Annotated in this window: 17 protein-coding genes; 8 read left to right on the top strand and 9 right to left on the bottom strand. The window is 73.7% G+C overall.

Annotated features, from left to right (window positions below; all coding sequences use genetic code 11):
* Nucleotides 1–130: 130 nt before the first annotated feature.
* Nucleotides 131–1,027, bottom strand: a complete 897-nt coding sequence (locus ABZ570_RS09645; RefSeq protein WP_358059550.1) for a LysR family transcriptional regulator — start codon at nt 1,025–1,027, stop codon at nt 131–133.
* A gap of 89 nt (nt 1,028–1,116) precedes the next feature.
* Between ABZ570_RS09645 and ABZ570_RS09650 the strand changes: the two genes are divergently transcribed.
* The 4 genes from ABZ570_RS09650 (at nt 1,117) to ABZ570_RS09665 (ending at nt 3,921) form a co-directional block, all read left to right on the top strand.
* Complete coding sequence (locus tag ABZ570_RS09650; protein WP_358059553.1) at nt 1,117–1,959, top strand: NAD(P)-dependent oxidoreductase; 843 nt, start codon at nt 1,117–1,119, stop codon at nt 1,957–1,959.
* On the top strand, nt 1,956–2,363 hold the full coding sequence (locus tag ABZ570_RS09655) for a RidA family protein (RefSeq protein ID WP_358059556.1): 408 nt from the start codon (nt 1,956–1,958) through the stop codon (nt 2,361–2,363). Before ABZ570_RS09650 ends, ABZ570_RS09655 begins: the two co-directional genes overlap by 4 nt.
* A gap of 160 nt (nt 2,364–2,523) precedes the next feature.
* A complete protein-coding gene (locus tag ABZ570_RS09660; protein WP_358059559.1) occupies nt 2,524–3,093 on the top strand; it encodes a sigma-70 family RNA polymerase sigma factor in 570 nt (189 codons plus the stop codon).
* A 78-nt stretch (nt 3,094–3,171) separates the two neighbouring features.
* On the top strand, nt 3,172–3,921 hold the full coding sequence (locus ABZ570_RS09665; protein ID WP_358059562.1) for a zf-HC2 domain-containing protein: 750 nt from the start codon (nt 3,172–3,174) through the stop codon (nt 3,919–3,921).
* Between the two features lie 21 nt (nt 3,922–3,942).
* On the opposite strand, the gene ABZ570_RS09670 is transcribed toward ABZ570_RS09665, so the two are convergent.
* The 7 genes from ABZ570_RS09670 to ABZ570_RS09700 form a co-directional block, all read right to left on the bottom strand.
* Nucleotides 3,943–4,623 carry a response regulator gene (locus tag ABZ570_RS09670; protein WP_358059565.1) on the bottom strand — a complete coding sequence of 227 codons (681 nt, stop codon included), beginning with the start codon at nt 4,621–4,623 and terminating at the stop codon, nt 3,943–3,945.
* Entirely contained in the window at nt 4,620–7,166 is a 2,547-nt protein-coding gene (locus ABZ570_RS09675) for a DUF4118 domain-containing protein (protein ID WP_358059568.1), read from the bottom strand. The genes ABZ570_RS09670 and ABZ570_RS09675 overlap by 4 nt, the downstream gene beginning before the upstream one ends.
* An 80-nt stretch (nt 7,167–7,246) precedes the next feature.
* Nucleotides 7,247–8,128 (bottom strand): potassium-transporting ATPase subunit C, encoded by an 882-nt coding sequence (locus tag ABZ570_RS09680; RefSeq protein WP_358059571.1) that lies wholly within the window; start codon nt 8,126–8,128, stop codon nt 7,247–7,249.
* The gene (gene kdpB / locus ABZ570_RS09685) at nt 8,128–10,224 is read right to left on the bottom strand and encodes a potassium-transporting ATPase subunit KdpB (protein WP_358059721.1); all 2,097 of its coding nucleotides are present in this window, start codon (nt 10,222–10,224) and stop codon (nt 8,128–8,130) included. The genes ABZ570_RS09680 and kdpB overlap by 1 nt, the downstream gene beginning before the upstream one ends.
* A 107-nt stretch (nt 10,225–10,331) precedes the next feature.
* Nucleotides 10,332–11,987 carry a potassium-transporting ATPase subunit KdpA gene (kdpA, locus tag ABZ570_RS09690; RefSeq protein ID WP_358059574.1) on the bottom strand — a complete coding sequence of 552 codons (1,656 nt, stop codon included), beginning with the start codon at nt 11,985–11,987 and terminating at the stop codon, nt 10,332–10,334.
* Nucleotides 11,987–12,076: a K(+)-transporting ATPase subunit F gene (gene kdpF, locus ABZ570_RS09695; protein ID WP_073839165.1), complete on the bottom strand. Its 90-nt coding sequence runs from the start codon at nt 12,074–12,076 to the stop codon at nt 11,987–11,989. The genes kdpA and kdpF overlap by 1 nt, the downstream gene beginning before the upstream one ends.
* A 367-nt stretch (nt 12,077–12,443) precedes the next feature.
* Nucleotides 12,444–13,478 carry a PHB depolymerase family esterase gene (locus ABZ570_RS09700; RefSeq protein ID WP_358059578.1) on the bottom strand — a complete coding sequence of 345 codons (1,035 nt, stop codon included), beginning with the start codon at nt 13,476–13,478 and terminating at the stop codon, nt 12,444–12,446.
* Between the two features lie 262 nt (nt 13,479–13,740).
* Here ABZ570_RS09700 and ABZ570_RS09705 point away from each other — a divergent pair, with 262 nt between their 5' ends.
* The 4 genes from ABZ570_RS09705 to ABZ570_RS09720 all read left to right on the top strand — a co-directional run bounded on the left by ABZ570_RS09705 (nt 13,741) and on the right by ABZ570_RS09720 (nt 17,791).
* Nucleotides 13,741–14,496, top strand: coding sequence for a methyltransferase domain-containing protein (locus ABZ570_RS09705; protein ID WP_358059581.1), 756 nt, complete (start codon nt 13,741–13,743; stop codon nt 14,494–14,496).
* 335 nt (nt 14,497–14,831) lie between these two features.
* Nucleotides 14,832–16,091 (top strand): DUF2786 domain-containing protein, encoded by a 1,260-nt coding sequence (locus ABZ570_RS09710; protein ID WP_358059584.1) that lies wholly within the window; start codon nt 14,832–14,834, stop codon nt 16,089–16,091.
* Nucleotides 16,092–16,193: 102 nt separating this feature from the next.
* On the top strand, nt 16,194–16,553 hold the full coding sequence (locus ABZ570_RS09715; RefSeq protein ID WP_358059724.1) for a YciI family protein: 360 nt from the start codon (nt 16,194–16,196) through the stop codon (nt 16,551–16,553).
* Nucleotides 16,550–17,791, top strand: coding sequence for a sigma-70 family RNA polymerase sigma factor (locus ABZ570_RS09720; protein WP_358059587.1), 1,242 nt, complete (start codon nt 16,550–16,552; stop codon nt 17,789–17,791). Before ABZ570_RS09715 ends, ABZ570_RS09720 begins: the two co-directional genes overlap by 4 nt.
* Before the next feature lie 45 nt (nt 17,792–17,836).
* Here the strand turns inward: ABZ570_RS09720 and ABZ570_RS09725 are convergent, their stop codons facing one another.
* Nucleotides 17,837–18,331, bottom strand: a complete 495-nt coding sequence (locus ABZ570_RS09725) for a hypothetical protein (protein ID WP_358059590.1) — start codon at nt 18,329–18,331, stop codon at nt 17,837–17,839.
* Between the last annotated feature and the right edge of the window lie 153 nt (nt 18,332–18,484).

Below are 18,484 nucleotides of genomic sequence, written 5' to 3' on the forward strand. Positions count from 1 at the left end.
AGATCAGACAAAAGTGCAGTGAGCTACAAAGGCCCTGTTTGCATTTGCCGGTCGCCGCGATCGGCAGCAGCTTACGGCGTCCCCGGCAGTCGCTCAGCGGCTGGCCGTACTGACGGTCGTGGCCGGCGGGTCAGCCCAACCCGGCCGCCACCGCGTCGAGGTGGGTGAGGAACCGCTGCACGGCCGGTGGTCGGCTGCGACCGGCGACGGTGACGGCGAAGACCCGCCGGACGGAGGCGTCGTCGGGATGGAGCCGGAGCAGGGCGAGGTCGGGCGGGGTGGCCCGGACGGCCAGCGCGGGCACCAGTGCGACGCCCAGCCCGGCCGCGACACAGCCCAGCTTGCCGGTCCACTCCGCGGCCACGATGTCGATCCGAGGTCGGAAACCCGCCGGCAGGGTGGCCCGCAACAGGGTCTCCTCGGCGGTGGCCGAACCGGCGATGAACGCGTCGTCGGCCAGTTCGCGCAGCCGGACGGTGCGCCGGTGAGCGAGCCGGTGCGTGCGGGGCACCGCCACCAGCAGGACCTCGTCCACAAGATGGTGCAGGTCGAGCCGCTCGTCGTCGAGGGGCCGGTCGGGGGCCGCGCTGACCACGACGATGTCGGCGTCCCCGGCCAGCAGCCGGTCCAGCAGCCCGGGCGTCAGCCCCTCCACCAGGGACAACGCCACCTGCGGGTGGGCGGACCGGAACGTGGCCAGGGCCTGCGGGACGAGCGCGGCGACCGCCGTCGGGAACGCACCGACCCGCAGCCGGCCGGCGGTCAGGTCGCGGAGCGCGGCGAGGTCGCGGCGGGCCGCGTCGAGCCGGTCGAGCACCGCCTCGGCATGGCCGAGCAGGCAGCGGCCCGCCTCGGTCAGAACGACCCCACGCGGCAGCCGGTCGAACAGGGGCGACCCGAGCTCGGCCTCCAGGGCGGCGACCTGCCGGGACACGGCGGACTGGGTGTAACGCAGGGACCGGGCCGCGGCGGTGATGGAGCCGTGCTCGGCGACGACACGGAAGACCTGAAGGGCCTGAGGCTGCACGCCGCCCATCCTGCCATGCGTGCCAGACATGGCAGCGATGCGGAACATTCGCTGGTGGCATGGATGCTCGCCGTCTAGCGTTCCGGGCCATGACCGTCATCGCACTGCTGGGCACCGGCACGATGGGCACCGCGATCGGCCGCCGGCTGCTGGCCACGGGCCGGCGGCTCACCGTCTGGAACCGCAGCCCTGCCCGGACCGGCCCGCTGGTCACGGCCGGGGCGCGGGCCGCCGCCACCCCGGTCGAGGCCGCCCGGGACGCCGACGTGGTGATCAGCATGCTCACCGACGCGACCGCCGTCCGGGAGGTGCTGCTCAAGGTCGCAGCGGTCGTGCGGCCCGGCACCCACCTGGTCGAGATGTCCACCATCGGCCCGCGGGCCGTGGCCGAACTGGCCGAGCACCTACCGGCGGGCGTACCACTGGTGGACGCGCCCGTCGCCGGCAGTGCCGGTGCCGCCGAGGCAGGTCGGCTCGTGGTGCTGGCCGGCGGCGCGGAGGCAGCCGTCGACCGGGTCGCCCCGGTCCTGGAACTGCTCGGCACGGTGCGCCGCTGCGGCGGTCCGGGCAGCGGCGCCGCGCTGAAGCTGGTGCTCAACACCGCACTGGTCACCGCCGTCACGGCCACCGCCGACGCGCTGGCGGTGGCGGCCGCGGTCGGCGTGGACCGGCGTACCGCGGTCGAGGCCCTCGCCACCGGACCGCTCGGCGGCGCGGTCGCCCGGGCGACCGCCACGGACGCCGCGTTCGCCGTGACCCTGGCGGCCAAGGACGCCCGGCTCGCGCTCGACGCGCTCGGCGGCGAGCCGGCGCCCGTCCTGCAGGCCGCCGCCTCGGTGCTGGCGAACGCCCCCCACCCCGACGGGGACATCGCCATCCTCGCCGGTGTCCGCCCCACGGACGCCTCGACCCACGACAAGGAGCAACCATGACCGTGACCCTGGACAACCCCGCGACCGTCCCCGCGCCGTTCGGCGACCGGTTCGCCCACGTGGCCCGCCTCGACCTGCCGGGAAGCGCCCTGCTCGTGCTCTCCGGCCAGGTCGGTGTCGACGACGACGGCGCCGTGGTGGCGCCCGGCGACGTCCGGGCCCAGTCCGAACGGATCTTCGAGTTGATCGGTGGCCTGCTCGCCGCGCACGGCGCGACATTCGCCGACGTCATGCACGTCCGGACGTTCCTGACCGACCTGGGCGACCTGGCCGGCTACGCGGCGGTCCGCAACCGCTACTTCCCGGACACCAGGCCCGCCAGCACCACGGTGGAGGTGAGCCGGCTCTTCCTGGCCGGTGCGGTGCTGGAGGTCGAGGTGACGGCCGCCGTGACCACGGGCTGACCGTCGGATCTCGCGAAGACTGATCCGACGTGGCCCACCGACCGTACCGGTGGAAGAGGAAGCGGCACCGCTTGCGGTACGCTACCCGCCAATTACTACTACAACGCGTCGTGGCCGCCGTCGATGCTCGTCCGTCGGTGGACCGACCCGGAGGTGTCGGATGGCGGACGACGACGCGGAGATCACCGGGTGGGCGTTGGCGGCCGGCCGCGGCGACCGGGACGCCGCCGCCCGGTTCGTCCGCGCGACGCAGCAGCAGGTCCGGCGGTTCCTCGCCGCGCTGACCTCCCCCGCTGAGGCCGAGGACCTGGCCCAGGAGACTTTCCTGCGCGCGGCGCGGTCGTTGCCCTCGTTCGCCGGCCGGTCCTCGGCGCGCACCTGGCTGCTCACCATCGCCCGCCGGGTCGCGGTGGACCACGTACGGGCCGCCGCGTCGCGCCCCCGCACCGTGCCGATGGCCGACGGGTACGACGCCCCCGACGCGCACCGCGGCGACTTCGACCGGCAGGTGGTGCTGGAGCGCCTCGTCGCCGCACTGCCGGCGGAACGGCGGGAGGCGTTCGTCGCCACCCAGGTCCTCGGCATGTCCTACGCCGAGGCGGCGGAGGTGTGCGGCTGCCCGGTCGGCACCATCCGCTCCCGGGTGGCCCGGGCCCGCGAGGACCTCGTCGCCGCCGTGACGAGCCGGTCCGGAACGGGTACACGGCGCGGCGGCGACGCGGCCGGCTGACCGGGTGGCCCGTACCAAAGCGACGACTCAGCAGAAATACTCGGGAACCCACGCGATCTGCGGACCGACTACCGGTACATGGGGTGTGAGCAGTGGCGTGAGGTGCTGTCGGCACTGTTGGACGGGGAGGAGACGGCCGCCGAGCGGGCGACCGCGGAGGCCCACCTGAGCGGGTGCGGCGGCTGCCGGGCCTGGTACGACCAGGCCGCCGCGGTGACCCGCCGGGCACGACTGTCGGTCACCCTGCCCGGCGACGACCTCACCGACACGATCCTCGCCGCGCTGCCGGCGCCGGCGCCGCGCCGTCGACCACGGGTCGCGCTCACTCTGCGGGTGGTGCTCGGGCTCATCGGCGCGCTGCAGGTCGTCCTCGGCCTGGCCCAGATCGGCCGGGGGGCGGCCGGCCCCCACGTCCACGCGGCGGCCGGCGCGCTGGCGTCGGGGCACCTGTGGCACGAATCTGCGGCCTGGAACGTCGCCGTCGGCGCCGGCTTCCTGTTCGTCGCGGCGCGGCGTACCCCGCCGACCGGGCTGATGCCGATGCTGTCGGCGTTCGTCGGCACGCTGGTGCTGCTCTCGGTCAACGACCTGCTCACCGGCCGGGTGGAGACCATCCGGCTGATCAGCCACGGCTTCCTGCTCGCTGGATACGCGGTCGTCGTCGCGCTGTCCCGCCCGGGGCTGCGGCCCGGTGGCCCGGCGCACCGCGAGCGCCCGGAGGGGCCACGCTGGCACCTGCCCGCCGAGGAGCAGCCCGAGCCCCGGGGACTGCGGCTGCTGCCGCCGTATCCCGGCTCCGCCCGGGCCACCGACCGTCGGGCCGCCTGACCGGCATGGGTACAGGCTGATTCAAGGTCGGTAGCGGTAGCCCATGCCCGGCTCGGTGATCAAGTGCCGAGGCCGGGCCGGATCGTCCTCCAGCTTGCGCCGGAGCTGGGCCATGTACTGCCGCAGGTAGTTGGTCTCGTTGTGGTACTCGGGGCCCCACACGTCGTGCAGCAGCTGGCGCTGGCTGACCAGCTTGCCGGGGTTGCGCAGCAGCTTCTCCAGCATGGCCCACTGGGTGGGGGTGAGCTTGACCTCGGTGCCGTCGTCCCGGGTGACGGTCCGGTCGGCCAGGTCGACGGTGTGCCGGCCGACCCGGAGCGCGGGGGCGCCGGGCGTGGCGCCGCCGAGCCGGCGGGTGACGGCGCGGATCCGCGCGAGCAGTTCGTCCACGCCGAACGGCTTGGTGACGTAGTCGTCCGCGCCGGCGTCCAGGGCGGAGACCTTGTCCTCGCTGCCGGCCCGGCCGGAGAGCACAATGATCGGCACGCCGGTCCAGCCGCGCAGGCCCCGGATCACCTCGACGCCGTCGAGATCCGGCAGGCCCAGGTCGAGCACCACCAGGTCGGGCGGGTGGCTGGCGGCGGCCCGCAGCGCCGCCGTGCCGGTCTCGGCGACCTGGACGTCGTAACCCCGGGCCCGCAGGTTGATCCGGAGCGCGCGCAGGATCTGCGGCTCGTCGTCCACGACCAGGATCCGCGTCATCCGCGTGTCCCTTCCGAAGCCTCGGCGGCGGGCAGCCGCAACACCATGGTCAGTCCCCCGCCCGGCGTGGTCTCGGGGGTGATGCTGCCGCCCATCGCCTCGGCGAGCCCCCGGGACAGCGCGAGCCCCAGGCCGACCCCGGTCTGGTTGTCCCGGTCGCCGAGACGCTGGAACGGCAGGAAGACGTGCTCCCACTGGTCCTCGGGAATGCCGGGCCCGGTGTCGATGACCCGCAGCTCGACCTGCCCGGCGTGGGCGCTGCCGGTGATGGTGGGCGGCTGGCCGGGTGGGCTGTGCCGTAGTGCGTTGGCCACGATGTTGACCAGCACCCGTTCCAGCAGGCCGGGGTCGGCCATGGCCGCCGGCAGGTCGGCGGGGATGTCGGTGACGACGTCGGCCGCGTCCGGCCCCAGTTCGTCCAGCGCCCGGGGCACGGCGTCCTCCAGCCCGATCGCCCGGGCGGTGACCCCGAGGACGCCGGCCTGGAGCCGGCTCATGTCGAGCAGGTTCGCCACCAGCCGGCCGAGCCGGTCCAGGGACTCGTCGGCGGTCGCCAGCAGCTCCTCCCGGTCGTCCGCGCCGAACTCGACGTCGTGGCTGCGCAGGCTGCTCACCGCCGCCTTCGCGGACGCCAACGGCGTACGCAGGTCGTGGCTGACCGCGGCGAGCAGCGCGGTACGCAACCGGTCGGCCTCGGCCAGCGGCCGGACGGCGGCGGCCTCCTCGGCGAGGCGTTCCTGGCGCAGTGCGACGGCGGCCTGGGCGGCGAACGCCTCCACCACCCGCCGGTCCGCGGCCTCCAGCCGGCGGCCGGAGAGCACCACGGTGAGCCGTGCGTCCACCGGCACGGCCGTCTCCCCGGCGCTCGGGCTGCCGGGCGGGTCGTCGCCGACGCCGGCCACCACCCGCCAGGCCGCCTCCTCCCGGGCCCGGCCCGGCCGTCCCTCGGCCTCGGCGACCAACTCCAGCACGCTCACCGCCCGCAACGCGAAGGTCTCCCGCAGCCGGTCCAGCAACGCCCGCAGCGGCCGCTCCCCGCGCAGCACACCGCCGGCGACGGTGGCCAGGGTCTGCGCGTCGGCCGAGGCCCGCGCCGCCTCCCGGGTACGCCGGGCCGCCACGTCCACCACCCAGCTCACAGCGACCGCGACGCCGACGAAGACGCCGAGCGCGAGCAGGTTGTCCGCCTCGGCGATGGTGAGCGTGTAGTAGGGCGGGGTGAAGAACCAGTTGAGCAGCAGGGAACCGCCGAGGGCGGCGACCAGCGCCGGCCACAGGCCGCCGACCAGCGCGACGCCGACCACCCCGGCGAGGAAGAGCAGGATGTCGTTGGTCAGCGTGAGGTCGGGCAGCGCCCACAGCAGCCCGGCCAGCGCGGGCATGCCGAGCACGGCGAGCGCGAACCCCAGCAGCCGGCGCCGCCGGGACAGCGCGGCGGGCACCGCGACGCCGCGCCGGCCCCGCCCGGCCTCGGCGTGCGTGACCAGGTGCACGTCGATCGGCCCGGAGAGCGCGGTGGTGGTGACGCCGACGCCCCGGGACAGCAGCTGGGCGAAACGTCCGCGCCGGCTCGCGCCGAGCACGAGCTGGGTGGCGTTGACGCCGCGGGCGAAGTCCAGCAGCGCCGCCGGGATGTCGGCGCCGAGCACCTGGTGGTAGGTGCCGCCGAGGCTCTCCACCAGCACCCGCTGCCGGGCCAGCTGGACCGGGTCGGCCCCGGCCAGGCCGTCGCTGCGGGCCACGTGCACGGCGAGCAGGTCGGCGCCTTTGCTGCGGGCGGCGATCCGGGCCGCCCGGCGGATCAGGGTCTCCCCCTCCGGCCCGCCGGTGAGCGCCACCACCACCCGCTCCCGGGCCTCCCAGGTGGCGGAGATGCCCTGCTGGGCGCGGTACGCGTCGAGCTGCTCGTCCACCTTGTCGGCGAGCCAGAGCAGGGCCAGCTCACGCAGCGCGGTGAGGTTGCCGATCCGGAAGTAGTTGCCCAGCGCCGCGTCGATCTTGTCGGGGCGGTAGATGTTGCCGTGTGCCATCCGGCGGCGCAGCGCCTCCGGGGTCATGTCGACCAGCTCGACCTGCTCGGCGGCCCGGACCACCTGGTCGGGCACGGTCTCCAGCTGGGTGATGCCGGTGATCCGCGCGACCACGTCGTTGAGCGACTCGAGGTGCTGGATGTTGACGGTGGTGAGCACGGTGACCCCGGCGTCCAGCAGTTCCTGGACGTCCTGCCAGCGCTTCTCGTTCCGGGAGCCCGGCACGTTGGTGTGGGCCAGCTCGTCGACCACCGCGACCTCGGGGCGGCGGGCCAGCACGGCGTCGAGGTCCATCTCGGTGAAGCCGGCGCCCCGGTAGGTGATCGCCCGGCGGGGCACGACCTCCAGGTCCCCGATCATCGCCGCGGTGTGCGGCCGGCCGTGGGTCTCGACCAGGCCGATCACCACGTCGGTGCCCCGCTCGGCCCGCCGCTGGGCCTCCTCCAGCATCCCGTACGTCTTGCCGACTCCGGGGGCGGCCCCGAGGTAGATGCGGAGCTCTCCCCTTGGCACGGAAGCAATCCTCCCTTACTGGGGTAAGGAGGGCTCCTTCTTGACGCACAGCGAGGTGAAGGGGCCCCTTCTCAGCACGGTCAGCGGCCGGGGAATTCCTGGTCGAGCGCGAGGTTGAGCTCGAGCACGTTGACCGCGGGCGCGCCCAGGAAGCCGAGCGCCCGACCGCTGGTGTGCTCCCGCACCAGGCGGCGGACCGCAGCCCGGTCCGCGCCCCGCTCACGCGCCACGCGGGCCACCTGGATCTCCGCGTACGCGGGGCTGATGTGCGGGTCGAGGCCGCTGCCGCTGGCGGTGACCGCGTCGGCCGGCACCGCCGGCTCGGCGGGCGCGTCGCCCCGGATCGGAGTGATGACCCCGCCCTCGGCGCGGTAGTCGTGGCCGGGCTGGGCCAGCTCCACCGGCACCCCCGCGTAGGTGGCGACGAACGGGGTGGCCGGAGCGACCTGGTTGACGCTGACCACCCGGGTGACCGGCCCGGTGAGCCCGTCGCGGCGGAACACGGCCAGCACCGCACCCACCCCGTCCGAGGTGCAGTACGGCCGCCGCCCGTCGATGCCGTCGAGTTCGCCGATCGCCCTGCTGCGAGAGCAGACCTGGGTGAGCAGGCTCCGCTTCGAGTCGGCCGGGTTGCTGGCGAGGGTGTCGACCACGCTCTCCGGGCCGAGGTTGCTGGCCGAGGTCGCGGTGGGGTCGTAGCCGGCGCCGGCCGCCGACGGCCGGGACTGGAAGTAGCGCGGGACGGGATTGCCGTCCGCGTCGGTGAAGGACTGGCCGATGAGCGAGCTGCCCACGGTCCGGCCGTGCCCGCTCACCAGCGAGCCGTCGGCCTTCCCGTCGAGGCCGGGGATCCGGCCGACGGCGACCAGGGCCAGCGGGTACGCGAGGCCGAGCAGGACGGTGAACACGAGCAGCGCGCGCAGCGCGGCCAGGTGCTGGGCGAGCCAGGAAGGGAGGCGCATCACGAGATCCCCGGGACGAACTGGACGAGCAGGTCGATGAGCTTGATGCCGACGAACGGCACGACGACACCGCCGAGGCCGTACACCAGCAGGTTCCGGCTGAGCAGCTGAGACGCGCTGGCCGGCCGGTAGCGGACGCCGCGCAGGGCCAACGGGATCAGCGCGACGATGATGATCGCGTTGAAGATGACCGCGGACAGGATCGCCGACTCCGGGCTGGCCAGCCGCATGACGTTCAGCGCGTCCAGACTCGGGTAGAGGCCGGCGAACATGGCCGGGATGATCGCGAAGTACTTCGCCACGTCGTTCGAGATGCTGAACGTGGTCAGCGCACCCCGGGTGATCAGCAGCTGCTTGCCGATCTCCACGATCTCGATGAGCTTGGTCGGGTCGGAGTCGAGGTCGACCATGTTGCCGGCCTCCTTGGCGGCCGACGTGCCGGTGTTCATCGCGACGCCGACGTCGGCCTGAGCCAGGGCAGGCGCGTCGTTGGTGCCGTCACCGGTCATCGCGACCAGCCGGCCGCCCTCCTGCTCCTTCCTGATCAGGGCGAGCTTGTCCTCGGGGGTGGCCTCGGCCAGGAAGTCGTCCACCCCGGCCTCGTCCGCGATCGCCCGCGCCGTACGCGGGTTGTCGCCGGTGATCATGACGGTCCGGATGCCCATCCGGCGCATCTCGTCGAAGCGCTCGCGCATCCCGGACTTGACCACGTCCTTCAGGTGGATGACGCCGAGCGCCCGGGCCGGCTCGCCGTCGACGTGCTCGGCCACCACCAGCGGCGTGCCGCCGATCCCGCTGATCTCGTCGACGAGCTGACCCACCTGCTCGGTGGGGTGGCCGCCGTGCTCGCGTACCCACTTCATCACCGCGACGGCGGCGCCCTTGCGGATCCGGCGCGCCGGCCCGTCGTCTGGAGTGAGATCGACGCCGCTCATCCGGGTCTGCGCTGTGAACGGCACGAAGCTGGCGTGCGGGATCAGGCCCGGCTCGCGCTCCCGCAGCCCAAACTCGTTCTTCGCCAGCACCACGATCGACCGGCCCTCGGGCGTCTCGTCGGCGAGGCTGGACAGCTGCGCCGCGTCGGCCACGGTGGCGACGTCCACGCCCTCGACCGGCACGAACTCGTCCGCCTGCCGGTTGCCCAGGGTGATGGTGCCGGTCTTGTCCAGCAGCAGGGTGTTCACGTCACCCGCCGCCTCGACCGCCCGGCCGCTCATGGCCAGCACGTTGCGCTGCACCAGGCGGTCCATGCCGGCGATGCCGATCGCCGACAGCAGCGCCCCGATGGTGGTGGGGATCAGGCAGACCAGCAGCGACGCCAGCACCACGCCGGTGACGCCGGCGTCGGTGATCGCGCCGGTGTCGGGGGCGGCGGCCTGGTGGCCCTTGGAGAAGATCGCCAGCGGCTGGAGGCTCACCACGGCCAGCAGGAAGATGATCGTGAGCGCGGCGAGCAGGATGTTCAGCGCGACCTCGTTCGGGGTCTTCTGCCGGTTCGCCCCCTCGACCAGGCCGATCATCCGGTCGATGAAACTCTCGCCCGGCTTCTGGGTGATCCTGACGATGATCCGGTCGGAGAGCACCCTGGTGCCGCCGGTGACCGCGCTGCGGTCGCCGCCGGACTCGCGGATGACGGGTGCGGACTCGCCGGTGATCGCCGACTCGTCGACGCTGGCGATGCCCTCGACCACGTCGCCGTCCCCGGGGATGATCTGGCCGGCCTCGACCAGCACGACGTCGCCCTGCTTCAGCTCCGGGGCCGGGACGGTCTCGTCACGGTAGGTGCCGGCGGCGCCCGGGGTCCAACCGAGCAGGCGGGTGGCGATGGTGTCCTTCCTCGCCTTGCGCAGGGTGGCGGCCTGGGCCTTGCCACGGCCCTCGGCGACCGCCTCGGCCAGGTTGCCGAAGAGCACGGTCAGCCAGAGCCAGGCCGTGATCGCCCAGGCGAACACCGACGGGTCGGCGACGGCGAGGACGGTGGTGAAGAGCGCGCCGATCTCGACGATCAGCATGACCGGGTTGCGCCACAGGGTGCGCGGGTCGAGCTTGCGCAGCGCGTCCGGCAGGGACCGGGCCAGCTGCCTCGGGTCGAGCAGCCCACCGCCCCGGTTGCCCTGGGTGGCCGGTGTGCCGGCGGTCGCCGCGTCGGCGGTGCCGTACGGTGCCGGCGTGGAGGTGCTCACGTCGTTCTCTCTCATGGTGGTCACAGCCCCTCGGCCAGGGGACCGAGCGCGAGGGCGGGCAGGAAGGTCAGCGCGACGAGGATCACCGTGACGCCGACGACCATCCCGACGAAGAGCGGTCGGTGGGTCGGCAGGGTGCCCTCGGACGCGGGCGTGGGCTGCTGGCGTGCCAGCGACCCGGCCAGCGCGAGCACGAAGATGATCGGCAGGAACCGGCCGAGCAGCATGCACAGTCCCAGCGCGGTGTTCCACCACGGCGTGTTCACCGTGAGGCCGGCGAACGCCGAGCCGTTGTTGTTGCTCGCCGAGGTGAACGCGTAGAGCACCTCGGCGAGGCCGTGCGGGCCGACGTTCAGCGCGGTGGAGTTGTTTCCGGTGGCGAACGCGGCCGCCGTACCGGCCAGCACCAGGAGCGGCGTGACCAGGAAGTACAGCGACGCGAACTTCATCTCCCGCGAGCCGATCTTCTTGCCGACGTACTCGGGGGTGCGGCCGACCATCAGACCGGCGACGAAGACGGTGATCACCGCGAGGACCAGCAGGCCGTAGAGCCCGGCGCCGACGCCGCCGGGCGCCACCTCGCCGAGCATCATGTTGATCATCGGCATCATGCCGCCGAGTGCGGTGTAGGAGTCGTGGAACGAGTTTACCGCCCCGGTCGAGGTGAGCGTGGTCGCCGCCGCGAAGGTCGCCGAGTTCGCCACGCCGAACCGGGCCTCCTTGCCCTCCAGGGCCGCCCCGACCGCCTGCGGCACCGTGCCGTGCCCGGCCAGTTCGAAGGCGTTGGTCAGGGTGATGCTGGCCAGCGCCAGGATCGCCATGACCGCGACGATCGCGTACCCCTGCCGGTTCTGCCCGACCATCCGGCCGAACACCCGGGGCAGGCTGAACGGGATCACCAGCAGCAGGAAGATCTCCAGCCAATTCGTCCAGGTCGTCGGGTTCTCGAACGGGTGGGCGCTGTTGACGTTGTAGAAGCCGCCCCCGTTGGTGCCCAGCTCCTTGATGACCTCCTGGCTGGCCACCGGGCCGCCGATGATCGTCTGGTGGCCGCCGGTCAGTGTGATGACGTCGGTGCCGCCGGAGAGGTTCTGCACCGCGCCGCCGATCATCAGCACGACCGCGCCGACCAGCGCGATCGGCAGCAGGACGCGCAGCGTGATCCGGATCAGGTCGACCCAGAAGTTGCCCAGCTCGCCGGTGCGGCTGCGGGCGAAGCCCCGGACCAGGGCGACCGCGACGGCGATGCCGACCGCGGCGGACACGAAGTTCTGCACCGCCAGACCGGCCATCTGCACCAGGTGGCCCATCGTCGACTCACCCGAGTACCACTGCCAGTTCGTGTTGGTCACGAACGAGACCGCGGTGTTCCAGGCGCCGTGCGGGACCACCGGGTCGAGGCCCAGGGAGAGCCACAGGTGGTTCTGCAGGCGCTGGAACGCGTACAGGAACAGGATCGACACGGCCGAGAAGGCCAGCAGGCTGCGGGCGTACACGGCCCAGCTCTGCTCGGCGGCCGGGTTCACCCCGACCAGGCGGTAGATCCCCCGCTCGAAGCGCGAGTGCCGGGTGCCGGAGACCACCCGGTACAGGTGGTCTCCGAACGGCCGGTGGACGGCGACGAGCGCCGCCACCAGGGCCAGCACGAAGATGACCCCGGCCGTGGTCGTGGTCATCAGAAGCGCTCCGGGAACAGCAGCGCGACGACCATGAAGACGCCCAGGCCGATCGCCAGCACCAGACCGACGGCGTTGACCGCGCTCACCGCTTTTCCACGCCCTTCACGACGAGGGCGAGCACCGCGAACAGCGCCACCGTCACCAGCACGTACACCAGGTCAGACACGGCTGACTCCTCTTACCGGACGTTCCCCGCGACCGCCTGTCGGCCGCGCCAGGCAATGACAACGCCCGGCCAGCCGGACGGACAGGGGCCATAACGCGACCGTGACGGCGGCAGGCGCTTTGTTGACGCGCTTTTCACGGGGACCCGCCGCCGGGGTGAGGCGGACCACTCCGGCCGCTCCGCTGCCGGACCACCGGTCCTGGCCGGCCTGACGCACCGTTGACGCCGCCGCACGGGCGGTGCCGCCCGCTGCCCGGCCCGCCGCCGGCCGCGAAACCGGCGCGCCGTCAGCCGTCCAGGCGGCGGACCATGTTCATGATCGTCTCGACCTGGGCACCGCCCTTGATCGGATAGTTGGTGGCACCGAGGTAGCCCCACCAGTCCCAGCAGCTGTTCGGGTTCGCCCCGGTCGAGATCGCCTGCGGGTAGAGCACGATCAGCCGGTTTGTGTCGGCGTACTGGTTGAGGTTGGCCCGGTCGACGAAGGCGGTGCCGATCCTGGCGTACCCCTGGGCGCAGCCGTGCAGGGCGACCAGCAGCCGGCAGGTCTGGCCGGCGGCGCAGGCGCTCGGGACGTACGCGAAGCCGTTGGCGTCCATGCTGAGCCCGTTTGCCCAGCCGTTGGTGGCGAAGGTGTCCTGGCTGAACCGGATGAGCGTGCCGCCGAGCGGCCCGGTGTTCGGCGGGGACACCGAGCCGAGCAGCTTGCCGAGGAAGCTGCCCTGCGGGTCGGTGCCGCAGTCGTTGAGGAACGGCGAGGCGGTCGCCGTGCAGCCGACCGTGCCGTACGGGGTGACCCAGGCGTGGCCGGCGGCGCTGCCGGAGTCGTACCGGACGCTCGCGCCGAAGTCCTGGTAGTAGCGGACCAGATCGTCGGTGACGGACTTCTTCACGGTGTTGTCGTTGCCGCCGTGGTAGACGTACACCGGCTGGCCGGAGAGGTTGCCGGTCCCGTCGATCCAGCCGTACCCGGCCCAGGTGCGGGTGTAGCTCTCCAACGTGGACACGTACGTCGGGTAGATGTTGTCACCGCAGCCGTAGAGCGCCTGGGAAACGTTGTTCTGGGCGCAGTAGTACGGGCCGGCGGCGAAGACGGCCGCGCCCCGGATCCGCGCCGAGTACGCGACCTGGAGCTGGGTGGCCAGGTAGCCACCGGAGGAGACCCCAGCGACGTACACGGCGGAGACCGGATAGCTGCGGAGCGAGCCGCCGACCGGGGTCTTGGTGTACGGCGTGCCGGCGGCCCGGGCGGCGGTGCCACCGGGCAGGACCAGGAGGAGTGCCGCGGCGAGGGTGGCGGCGGCTTTCCACGGTGTCTTCATGGCGTTCTCCCGTCGGAGCGCCGGCGGGACGGCCGGCGTGCCGGAACGCTAACGTGACATTGACCACAGCGGATATCCGTACGGCCGACACCTCCGTGCGGTCCGTGGTGTGGGCGGTCCACCGGGTTATTTCGGTTGGCCGCCGGCGGGATGACGGTTAGCGTCGCCTCGACGTCACTCCGACTTCTCGAAGAGGGTGTTCTGGTGCCCGTGCTGAGCGCGATCAAGCGAATTGACCTGCCCCACGGAACCACCTTCTGGAGTGACGACATTGGATCTGCCACGTAGCTTCACCATCCGCGAGGGCGACCTCCGGATCATCAACCCGTTCGACGCCGGCAAGCTGGCCACGCTGGGCCGGGCGATCAAGCTCGAACCCGGCACGTCGATCCTCGACCTGTGCAGCGGCAAGGGCGAACTGCTCTGCACCTGGGCCCGGGACCACGGCGTCACCGGCACCGGGGTGGACATCAGCACCGCCAACACCGCCGCGGCCCGGGAACGCGCCGCCGAGCTGGGCGTCGCCGACCGGGTCCGGTTCCTGCACGGCGACGCCGCAGCGCACGTCGCGCCGGAGCCGGTCGACGTGGCCGCCTGCGTCGGCGCCACCTGGATCGGCGGGGGTGTCCCCGGCACCCTGGAGATCCTCGAGCGCAGCCTGCGCCCCGGCGGGATGGCCCTGGTCGGGGAGCCGTACTGGCGGCTCGACCCGCCGGACGAGGAGGCCGTGGCCGGCTCCCACGCCCGGTCCCGGGACGAGTTCCGGGACCTGCCCGGGCTGGTCCGGCTCCTCGGCGAATGCGGCTGGGACCTGGTCGAGATGGTCCTCGCCGACCAGGACAGCTGGGACCGGTACGCGGCGGCGCACTGGCTCAACCTGCGCCGTTGGCTGGACGCCAACCCCGACGACGAGCTGGCCGGGGAACTGCGCCGGGAGCTGACCGAGGACCCGCTGCGGTACGTCCGCTACCAGCGGGAGTACCTGGGTTGGGGAGTCTTCGCCCTGCTCCGCCGGTGACCGCGCCCGGGCCGGTTCCCCGCGAAGCGGGAGCCGGCCCGGGACCGCTCGGACGGCTCAGCGGGCCAGCGACACCAGCCCGCTCGACTCGGGCGGTCGGGGACTGCTGCCGGCCCAGCGTATCCCCCATCGGTGCGCAGGTCGGTGAGGGTACGGTCGTCCTCGACCGGCAGCAGGCGGGGCGGACCACGGCGGGTCGGTACCGTTCCTGATCGGGGCGCGACCGCCGGACCGGCCGGCGAATTGCGGCACCTCGCGCTGTCCCGCCCGCGCGAGGGCCCGATCTGCCGCACCCCGAGTGGATCACGGGACACCCGCGAGGAGAGGAGCACGCCGTGCCGGACGCCGAGCAGTTGCTCGCCGACGCTCTCGCGGCGGCGCGCGGCACCGACGTACGCCAGGCCGAACGCGCGCTGGACCGGCTGGTGGTCGGCGACGGCCCGGCGGTGGACGGGGCGCTGCTCGCCCGCCTGGTACGCGGGGTGGGACGGCTGTGGCGGCGCGGCTGGCAGCCGGTCGACCTGGACCGGATCGCCAGCCGGCGGCTGGCCCCGCGTGGCGTACGGCTCCTCCGGGACGTACTGGCCGCTCAGCGCCGGGAGCAGCCCGGCGCGGTTCCGCAGTGGTTCGACGACCAGCTCGCCGAGCTCGACGCGCGCTTCGCCGGCGACGCCGGCTGGCTGGACCGACGGGCCGAGGGCGACCGGATCACCGCCCTGCGCGACGCCGTTGACGCGCTGGTGCTGGTGGAGGGGCTGCCGCCGATCGCGGTGCTCCGCCCGCCACCCGGTGGCGCGGCCACCACACCGCGCGTCGCCGCCCCGGCCGGTGCCTCCCGGATGCTGGACCGGGTCCGCGCCCTGCTGGCCAAGGCCGAGTCGACCACCTTCCCCGCCGAGGCGGAGGCGCTCACCGGTAAGGCGCAGGAGCTGATGGCCCGGCACAGCATCGACGCCGCGCTGCTCGACGCGACCGCCGAGCGGCCCGACCAGCCGGCCGGCGTCCGGCTCGGCACCGACGCCCCGTACGCGGCGGCGAAGGCGCTGCTGATCCAGGAGGTGGCGGCGGCGAACCGGTGCGAGTCGGTGTGGTCCGACGATCTCGGCTTCGCCACCGTGCTCGGCTTCCCCGCCGATCTGGCGGCGGTCGAGCTGCTGCACACCTCGCTGCTGGTGCAGGCCACCACGGCGATGCTGCGCGGCCGGGCCGAGCGCCGCACCGGCAGCGGCCAGGTCGGACGCCGCATCGGCAGCGGCCAGGCCGAGCGCCGCGCGGACGGCGGCCGGCGCACCAGGGGCTACGACGAGTCGTTCCTCAACGCGTTCGCGCTGCGGATCGGGGAACGGCTCCGGACGGCCACCGCGACGGCGGACCGGGAGGCGGCCGAGGAGCGCGGTGACGGCCGGCTGCTTCCGGTGCTCGCCGCCCGCTCGGACGCCGTCCGGGAGCGTGTCGACCAGCTGTTTCCCGGCGTCACCCGGCACCGGCTCCAGGTGCGGGACGCCGAGGGCTGGGCCTCGGGCACCTCGGCTGCCGACCGGGCCTCGCTCGACGCCGGCGCCCCGGCGCGCCGTGCGGTACGCCCCGGCCACTGAATTTTCTCGGGCAGGATGTCGGATCGGACGTCCCGGCTCCGACCCGTCTGCGAGAGGCGCCACCGCCGGTGGCCCGTACCCGAGGAGTGCACCGTGAAGTACATGCTGCTGATCTGGAACCGGCCCGGCTTCGTCGAGGAGCTGTCCGAGGCGGAGCGGAACGCGATCTTCGGTGAGGTCGACGAGATCATGAAGGAGTTGGCCGAGTCCGGGGAGCTGGTCGGCGGCGAGGCGCTGGCCCACCCGTCGCAGACCCGGACGGTCCGGCCCCGGTCCGGTGGCTTCGAGATCACCGACGGCCCGTACGTGGAGAGCAAGGAGCAGTTCGCCGGCTATCTGATGATCGACTGCGAGACCCCGGAGCGGGCCGCCGAGATCGCCGCGAGCTGGCCGGACGTCCGGCGCGGCCTCGGGGTGCTGGAGGTGCGCGCGGTGATGGACCAGGCCGGGACGGAGATGTGACGTCCGCGCCCGTCGAGGACCTGCTGCGCAACCTCGCGCCGCAGGTCCTCGGCGTGCTCGTCCGCCGGCACGGCCAGTTCGACGCCTGCGAGGACGCCGTGCAGGAGGCGCTGCTCGCCGCCGCCACCCAGTGGCCGGAGCAGGGCGTCCCGGAGCATCCCCGCTCGTGGCTGGTCACCGTGGCGACCCGCCGGCTCACCGACGAGTGGCGCAGCGAGCGGGCCCGCCGGAACCGCGAGGTCGCGGTGGCCGTCCGGGAGCCGACGTACGCGGGGGTCGCCCCGCCCGCCGACGAGGAGCCGCCGAGCGGGGACGACACGCTGAAGCTGCTCTTCCTCTGCTGCCATCCGTCGCTCACCGGCTCCGCCCAGGTGGCGCTGACCCTGCGGGCGGTGGGCGGGTTGAGCACCGCGGAGATCGCCCGGGCGTACCTCGTGCCGGAGGCGACGATGAGCCAGCGGATCCGCCGGGCCAAGCAGCGGATCGAGGCGGCGGGTGCCCGGTTCGTGCTGCCCTCGCCCGCCGACCGCGACGAGCGGCTGGGCGCCGTGCGGCACGTGCTCTACCTGATCTTCAACGAGGGCTACACCGCCTCCAGCGGCGGTGAGTTGCACCGGGCGGAGCTGACCGGGGAGGCGATCCGGCTGGCCCGGGAGCTGCACCGGTTGCTCCCCGACGACGGCGAGGTCGCCGGGCTGCTGGCGTTGATGCTGCTCACCGACGCGCACCGGGCCGCCCGGACCGGCCCGGGCGGGGAGCTGATCCCCCTGGCCGAGCAGGACCGCACCCGCTGGGACCGGGCGGAGATCAAGGAGGGCATCGCCCTGGTGACCGAGGCGCTGACCTGGTCGCCACCGGGCCCGTACCAGGTGCAGGCGGCGATCGCGGCGGTGCACGCCGAGGCGCCGACGGCGGCGGAGACCGACTGGCGGCAGATCGTCGCGCTCTACCAGGTGCTCGCCCGGATCGCGCCGAACCCGATGGTCACCCTCAACCAGGCCGCCGCGGTGGCCATGGTGGACGGCCCCCGGGCCGGGCTCGCCCTGCTGGCGCCGCTCGCCGCCGACGAGCGCACCGCCGGGCACCACCGGCTCGCCGCCGTCCGCGCCCACCTGCTCGAACTGGCCGGCGAGCGGGACGAGGCGCGGGAGGCGTACCGGACCGCCGCCCGGGCCACCACCAGCCGGCCCGAGCAGCGCTATCTGGAGGTACGCGCCGCGCGCCTGGCCGCCGAATGAGCAGCGACGCCCGGCGCGATCGACGACCGCGGGCGAGCGAACTGATCAGGCGTGGCACTCCCGGGTCAGCCGCTGCGGGATCGCGACGAACGTGGAGCCCAGCCACTTGACCGGTGCGGACGACCTCGCCCCGGCGTCGATCCGCCGCGCGGCGTCGGTGACCAACGCCTTGATCTCCGGATCCTGCGCCCGGGCGGCCTGCCGGCGTACGCCGCCGGCCAGCTCCGCGAGAGTCGCCTTGACCTGATCGTTGATCTGCTCCGGGGTGAGGTCCCGGCGGGTGGCCGCGGCGGAGTCGGCGGCGATCTTCTTGCTCTTGGCGATGATGAGCTTGTCGACCTCGGCGCAGACCTCGGCGGTGTTCGCCGCGGTCACCGGCGACGGCGAGCCGGTGGCGGTCGGGGCGGGTGCGGCGGAGGCACTCGCCGTGGCCGTCCGGTTGCCGGTCGGCGCCCCGCGGTCCGCCCCGGACGACTGGCAGCCGGCGGCGAGCGTCGTCATGGTCACCAGGGCGGCGGCTCGGATCGTGGTACCCGACATTGGTCTCTCCGTACGGTCGTCGGCCGTCGGTGACGGCGCGTGGTCAGCCGGGGCTCCGTCGCGGGCCGCCGCGCGCACCCCGGCCAGATCGAGCGGCGACGGATCGAGTGTGCCAGGGACCCGTCGCGGTCCGCCGGACCCGCGGTGCGCACG

Source organism: Micromonospora sp. NPDC007271, assembly GCF_040634005.1.
Taxonomy (GTDB): domain Bacteria; phylum Actinomycetota; class Actinomycetes; order Mycobacteriales; family Micromonosporaceae; genus Micromonospora.